This is a genomic window from Oleiphilus sp. HI0117 (assembly GCF_001635235.1).
The window spans coordinates 1-5647 of sequence record NZ_LWGA01001513.1 but is presented as its reverse complement, the minus strand read 5'-3'; the positions used below and the strand labels follow the sequence as shown (position 1 = coordinate 5647).

At 44.5% G+C, this 5647-nt stretch carries 7 protein-coding genes; all 7 read left to right on the top strand.

Going from position 1 to position 5647, the window contains the following annotated elements; genetic code table 11:
* Positions 1-741: chemotaxis protein CheB (locus A3757_RS24895; protein ID WP_304439225.1), on the top strand; the 741-nt coding region annotated here is incomplete at its 5' end.
* Complete coding sequence (locus A3757_RS24890) at positions 741-1481, top strand: flagellar motor protein (protein WP_068554882.1); 741 nt, start codon at positions 741-743, stop codon at positions 1479-1481. The genes A3757_RS24895 and A3757_RS24890, both read left to right, overlap by 1 nt.
* Before the next feature lie 19 nt (positions 1482-1500).
* Complete coding sequence (motD, locus tag A3757_RS24885) at positions 1501-2298, top strand: flagellar motor protein MotD (protein WP_068513739.1); 798 nt, start codon at positions 1501-1503, stop codon at positions 2296-2298.
* 255 nt (positions 2299-2553) lie between these two features.
* Positions 2554-3336, top strand: coding sequence for a ParA family protein (locus A3757_RS24880; RefSeq protein WP_068554884.1), 783 nt, complete (start codon positions 2554-2556; stop codon positions 3334-3336).
* Between the two features lie 48 nt (positions 3337-3384).
* Positions 3385-4029, top strand: coding sequence for a hypothetical protein (locus A3757_RS24875; protein ID WP_068513734.1), 645 nt, complete (start codon positions 3385-3387; stop codon positions 4027-4029).
* Positions 4026-5306 (top strand): CheW domain-containing protein, encoded by a 1281-nt coding sequence (locus A3757_RS25475; protein ID WP_082865474.1) that lies wholly within the window; start codon positions 4026-4028, stop codon positions 5304-5306. Before A3757_RS24875 ends, A3757_RS25475 begins: the two co-directional genes overlap by 4 nt.
* Before the next feature lie 144 nt (positions 5307-5450).
* On the top strand, positions 5451-5647 hold a 197-nt coding region (locus A3757_RS24865), incomplete at its 3' end, for a chemotaxis protein CheW (RefSeq protein WP_197470307.1).

Here is a 5647-nt window from a genome sequence, read left to right as displayed (position 1 = left end):
TCACTAAACCCAGAGGCTTCATCCAGTATACAAGCAAGTGAGAGTTCAAGTGTTTTAAAGCGTAGAGCAGTGAGCGGACGCCCAAGCACTACAAATAAAAGTGTGCCGTCACGCCCGGAAGTACAGAGTACTAATCGTGGTCAACGCGCCACGCACAGAGCCAAGAAGTTATCTCACCCGGTAGACCTTCTAGTCATCGGCGCTTCAACGGGTGGGCCGGTTGCCTTACAAAAAGTACTGTCAAAGCTACCGGCTAATCTGCCGGTTCCTGTACTGATTGTTCAGCACATGCCTGAGACCTTTACCCCTGCATTTGCAGAGCGCCTAAACAATTTATGTCAACTTACCGTTAAGCATGGAGTAGATGGGCAAACATTGCAGGCAGGAACAGCAATTTTAGCACCTGGTGCTAAGCAAATGATTGTCTCGGGTAAAGGTCGGTCTATCTCAATTTTGGAAGGTGATGCTAGGTTGACCTACAAACCTTCCGTCGACGTGACTTTCGGTTCAGCTTCGAAAGCGTTCCCCGGAAGAGTTTTGGGAATTGTTCTGACTGGTATGGGGGCCGATGGTAGAGAAGGTTGCCGCTTGCTTAAACAGTCTGGCTCCACGGTTTATACTCAGAACGAAAAAAGCTGCGTAATTTATGGAATGCCGATGGCAGTTGACAAGGCTGGTTACTCTGACGGCTCTTTTGATATTGACGCCATAGCAGATCACGTGATTGAAGGAGTGATGTAATGGATTTGCTGAGTATCTTAGGTGTTATCCTTGGCTTTGGTGCCATTTTAGGTGGTAACTACCTAGAGGGTGGCCATATTGATTCATTATTTAATGGCCCCGCTGCCTTAATAGTTATAGGCGGTACGTTTGCTGCGATATTGTTACAAACTCCTTTTCAGACATTAAAGCGAGGCATTGTCATGTTGCGCTGGGTGTTTATACCGCCTTATGTGTCGATTGATGACGGGATTGAAAAGGTTATTTCCTGGAGTATGCGAGCAAGAAAAGAGGGCTTGCTTGGGCTAGAGTCTTCAGTCGATAAAGAAGATGAGCCTTTTGCTGGTAAAGGTCTTCAGCTGCTCGTTGATGGTGCTGAGCCTGAAGTGATTAGAAATGTACTTGAGTTGGATCTTATTTCTAAAGAGCGTCATGACCTTAGTTCAGCAAAGATCTATGACGGGATGGGGGGGTATTCTCCTACCATTGGTATCATTGGCGCAGTAATGGGTCTGATACATGTTATGAGTAACCTTGCTGACCCATCCTCTCTTGGCGCTGGTATCGCGACTGCCTTTGTAGCGACAATTTATGGCGTTGCATTTGCCAACCTGCTGTTTTTCCCAGTCGGTAGTAAGCTAAAGTCTGTGATTCAACGGCAATCCCAGTATAGAGAAATGCTTATCGAAGGCTTGGTGGCAATCTCAGAGGGAGAGAACCCTCGTTCAATCGAGCTAAAGCTACGCGGCTTTATCACTTAACTATTACTTGAGCTAAGCTATGCGCAGGCAATTAGAAGAAGAGCATGATAATCATGAGCGTTGGTTAGTATCATACGCTGACTTTATCACTTTGCTGTTTGCTTTCTTCGTTGTGATGTATTCAATTTCTTCGGTAAATGAAGGTAAATATAAAGTCCTTTCTGAGAGTTTGGAAGGGGTCTTTAACGCTCCCGCGAAAACCATAAAGCCAATTCAGGTTGGAGATATAAGTCCTCGCTCTACCTCTCCGGATTCACGTGAAATTTTTATCCAACCAATGATCGGTGAGTCATCACCACCCCCTGATCAACGAAAGAAAAAGAAGGAACCTAGCAAAGAAGACCTCCAACTCGAAATGATAGCAGGGGAGTTTGAAGATAACTTTGAAGACTTGATATTCGAGGAAAAGGTAAGCGTTCAGAAGAAAGACGATTGGATCGAGATCTCGTTGGATGATACGGTTGTTTTTCAAAGCGGCGGTGTGGAGCCTGTTGATGATGCTTTGCCAATTATTGAAAAAATTGCAGGTATTATGAACCAGCACGATAACGCTATGCTGGTAGAGGGGCATACTGATAATGTTCCTATTCGAAGCCCTGTATTCCCATCTAATTGGGAGCTCTCTGCAGCGCGAGCAGCCACAGTTGTTAGATACCTCGCACTGGAGGGGGTGTCGCCTTCTCGCATGGGCGCGATGGGTTACGGAGAGTTTCAACCTGCTGCTAGGAATGATACGGCAGCTGGAAAAAGCAAAAACCGCCGCGTTGTTCTATTAATTTCCAAAAGTCAGGATATTCGTCAGGGCTTAATGAAGTAAGTCTCGTAGCTCATTCATTTATAAAGAAATATTTTCTAAGTATTTACCTTTCAATACTGTGCCGATGGCACGATTTGTGCTCTGTACACTATTAAGATTATTAGTGACGTAAATTCGGCAACTTTATGCCATTTCCGTTGTTCATTTGTTCAAGCGATACAGAATTAGCAAGTATCCCTAGCAGGATATTCTAGCCAGCTAGGCTAAATGGTATGCTTGAGCAAAGCTAAAATATAATTTTTCAGAGGTGACGCGGTGAGAATCTGGGGTATTGCCAATCAGAAAGGCGGGGTCGGTAAAACGACTAGTGTAGTAACCCTAGGCGGGTTGTTGGCACAAGAAGGCAAAAGAGTGTTGGTTATGGATCTTGATCCGCATGGGTCTTTAACCAGTTATTTTGGTTACGACCCGGATACGATTGAGCAAAGTGCGTTCGACTTGTTTATGCATCAGGGTAAGGTTCCTGATGGTCTTCCTGAACAACTGATTACTGACACTTCTTGCCCGGGTCTGGATTTAATGCCTGCTTCAACGGCTTTAGCGACGCTTGAACGTAGAATGGTTGGCGTTGAAGGTATGGGGCTGATCATTTCGAAAACGCTGGCAATGTTGTGGGATCAATATGACTACGTCTTGATCGATAATTCGCCTTCTTTGGGTGTACTAATGATCAACTCTCTTGCTGCGAGCCAGCAGCTCATCGTACCTTGTCAAACAGAGTTTCTTGCGATTAAAGGCTTGGAAAGAATGATGCATACTTTGGGTATGGTTATTCGGTCTCAGAAAAGCAATTTAAGACATCTTATTCTGCCTACCATGTTTGATCGTCGAACACAGGCTTCAACACAAAGCTTGCGTACCATCAAATCGACGTGGGGAGATGATGTCTGGAAGTATGCCGTTCCAGTTGATACGAAGTTCCGAGATGCAAGTATGAAAGGTCTGGTACCATCTATGTACGACGCTGATACTCACGGAGTGAGAGCTTATAAGAAGCTACTGCAGACGCTTAAAGAGCTGACAAGCAATAATGCCTAAGGCTTTATCAGGCTTTAAACTCATACGAGAGATTAATTACACTATCAAATGACTCAGGATAACACTGACAGCAGGACGCCTCACTCTAGCACGGAAGATTTGCTAAATGATTACCTGAGCGATATGTTTGGTAGCGACCCTGTGCCTGTTAGTAAGCCTAATGATAGCTCATGTTCTTCGGCAGAGCATACATCCGAAAACTATCTGAATGAGTCATCTGCTCAAATTTCTGAAAGCGCACACGTCAGTGAGCAAGAAAATATAAGTGCCGATTGTGAGTTTGCTGAAGAAGCCAATCTTACAAATGAAGGTCGGCAAAATCAGGGCGGATCTGTCACTTCACGTAAGCCAAGTCATGTTGATTCGGTAACTAGTGTTACCAGGGTGGCATCAGAGCCACAATGCGCTCAGCCAGTTCTTGGGATTTTGGGTGGTTCCACTGTTAAAACGACTGAAGCTATTTCGCCTGACCTATCTCTTATTCCGACAATTAAAATGGTAAGAGAAGACGATGATCAAAGTTTTCGGTCTCAGTGTGAGGCCCAGATAGTATTATTAACATTTCTCTATTACTTAAGAAAACCGCTTTCACCGCGAGTTCGGCAATGCTTCTTAGACTACTCTGAGCAAGCTATAGATGATTACTACGCTGCTTTTTGGTTAGCGGAGCAGTCTGTAGAGAGTGTGCGATGAGCTCTGAAGATATCGATAAGAAGCACTCTATTCATGGAGGGCGTGAATTCGATCAGGACGAGAATGTCAGCTCATCTGATGCTATGGATGAATACTTCTTTGATATGCTTGGCTCAGTTGCCGATCAGCAACCTTTAAAAGACTTAGATACAATACACAAAAACAAGCTTAGTGACGCGGAATTACACTCTCTAGACTCCGTGAATGTAATGCATACAAGGTCTAAAGAGCCACTTGAAGGCAGAGTAGGATCCAAGTTAAAGCCTAAGGTTATTGCAAAAGCAAATTTTGCAAAAGTGAAGCCGGCTAAGCCTCAATTTGCTGAGCCTGAAAGATCAAAAATTTCACCTCTGATTATACCTGCTGCATTTCCAAAGCTTGCGCCGGTTAAAACCAAGCCGAGTGTTAAAGAGTCATCTGAGCAGAACCTTAAAGTAAAGCAAAAGCTTGAAGTTAAGACCGAGCAAAAGACTGAACAAAAGCTTCAGACTAAGCTAGATAGAAAGACGGCCTTAGCGATTCTGGAGAAGAAAAAGTCAAAGTTGAGCGCGGCTCAGCTTTCCCGCTTGGAAGCGAAGCTTGGTCTTAAAGCCGAGCCCGAGCTTAAAACAAAGGTTAAGCAAGAAGTACTTGTTGAAACTGTCGACAAGCCAAAGGTATCCGTTTCTGCACCTGCACCCCTGAGTGATACCAAGGTAGACGCTAAAGTTCAGGCTAGGGAGGCTGTGACTACTGAAGTTTCTGAAATTGAAAAGATACATGAAAAAAGAACAGCTTTGGTTACGCCTGGTGAGCCTGGACAAGTTGGGCCGCCTTCATGGGCTCAAGATCGCTTCGAGTGTTTGATCTTTTCTGTAGCAGGTTTAAAGCTTGCGGTGCCTTTAGTTTCTCTCGGTGCAATCTATAAAATTGAAAAGGAGCTCACGCCAATTGTCGGCCGGGCAGATTATTTTATGGGCTTGTATAGACATTTGGATAGAAATGTCAGAGTGGTCGATACAGCTCAATGGGTCATGCCGGACCGTTGGAGCGAGGATGCTCGGGCCGGATATCAGTTCATTATTAGACTGGGTGGAAATAATTGGGGCTTAGCTTGCGACTCAGTTCACGAATCCATTCAGCTTGAACCTGATATGGTTAAATGGCGCAGTGAGCGTACGAGTCGAGCGTGGTTATCTGGTACGGTGATAGGGCATATGTGTGCTTTACTCGACGCAGACGTAATGAGCTTGATGCTAGAAGAGAAAGCTTCTGGCAATGGAAGCTCAATTTCTTGATAATTGTGTCACTATTTTCTGGCATAGATTGTGCGATGCTCTATATTTAGAAGATGATCTGTTAAGTTTTTGACGTGAGAGAGTAAAGCTTTGAAAACTTGGCGCGAATTATTGTCTTTTAGGAAATAGGTAAGGGGTCAACTAATGACATCAAACACTGGGCACAGTAGCCATGCTGCTGAAGATCCGATTCTGCAAAACGTCACTTTTCGCTTAGCAGACGAGACGTATGGTATTAACGTAATGCAGATTCAGGAAGTATTACGTTATACTGAAATTGCCCCCGTGCCAGGCGCACCTAACTATGTGTTGGGTATTATCAATCTGCGCGGTAATGTAGT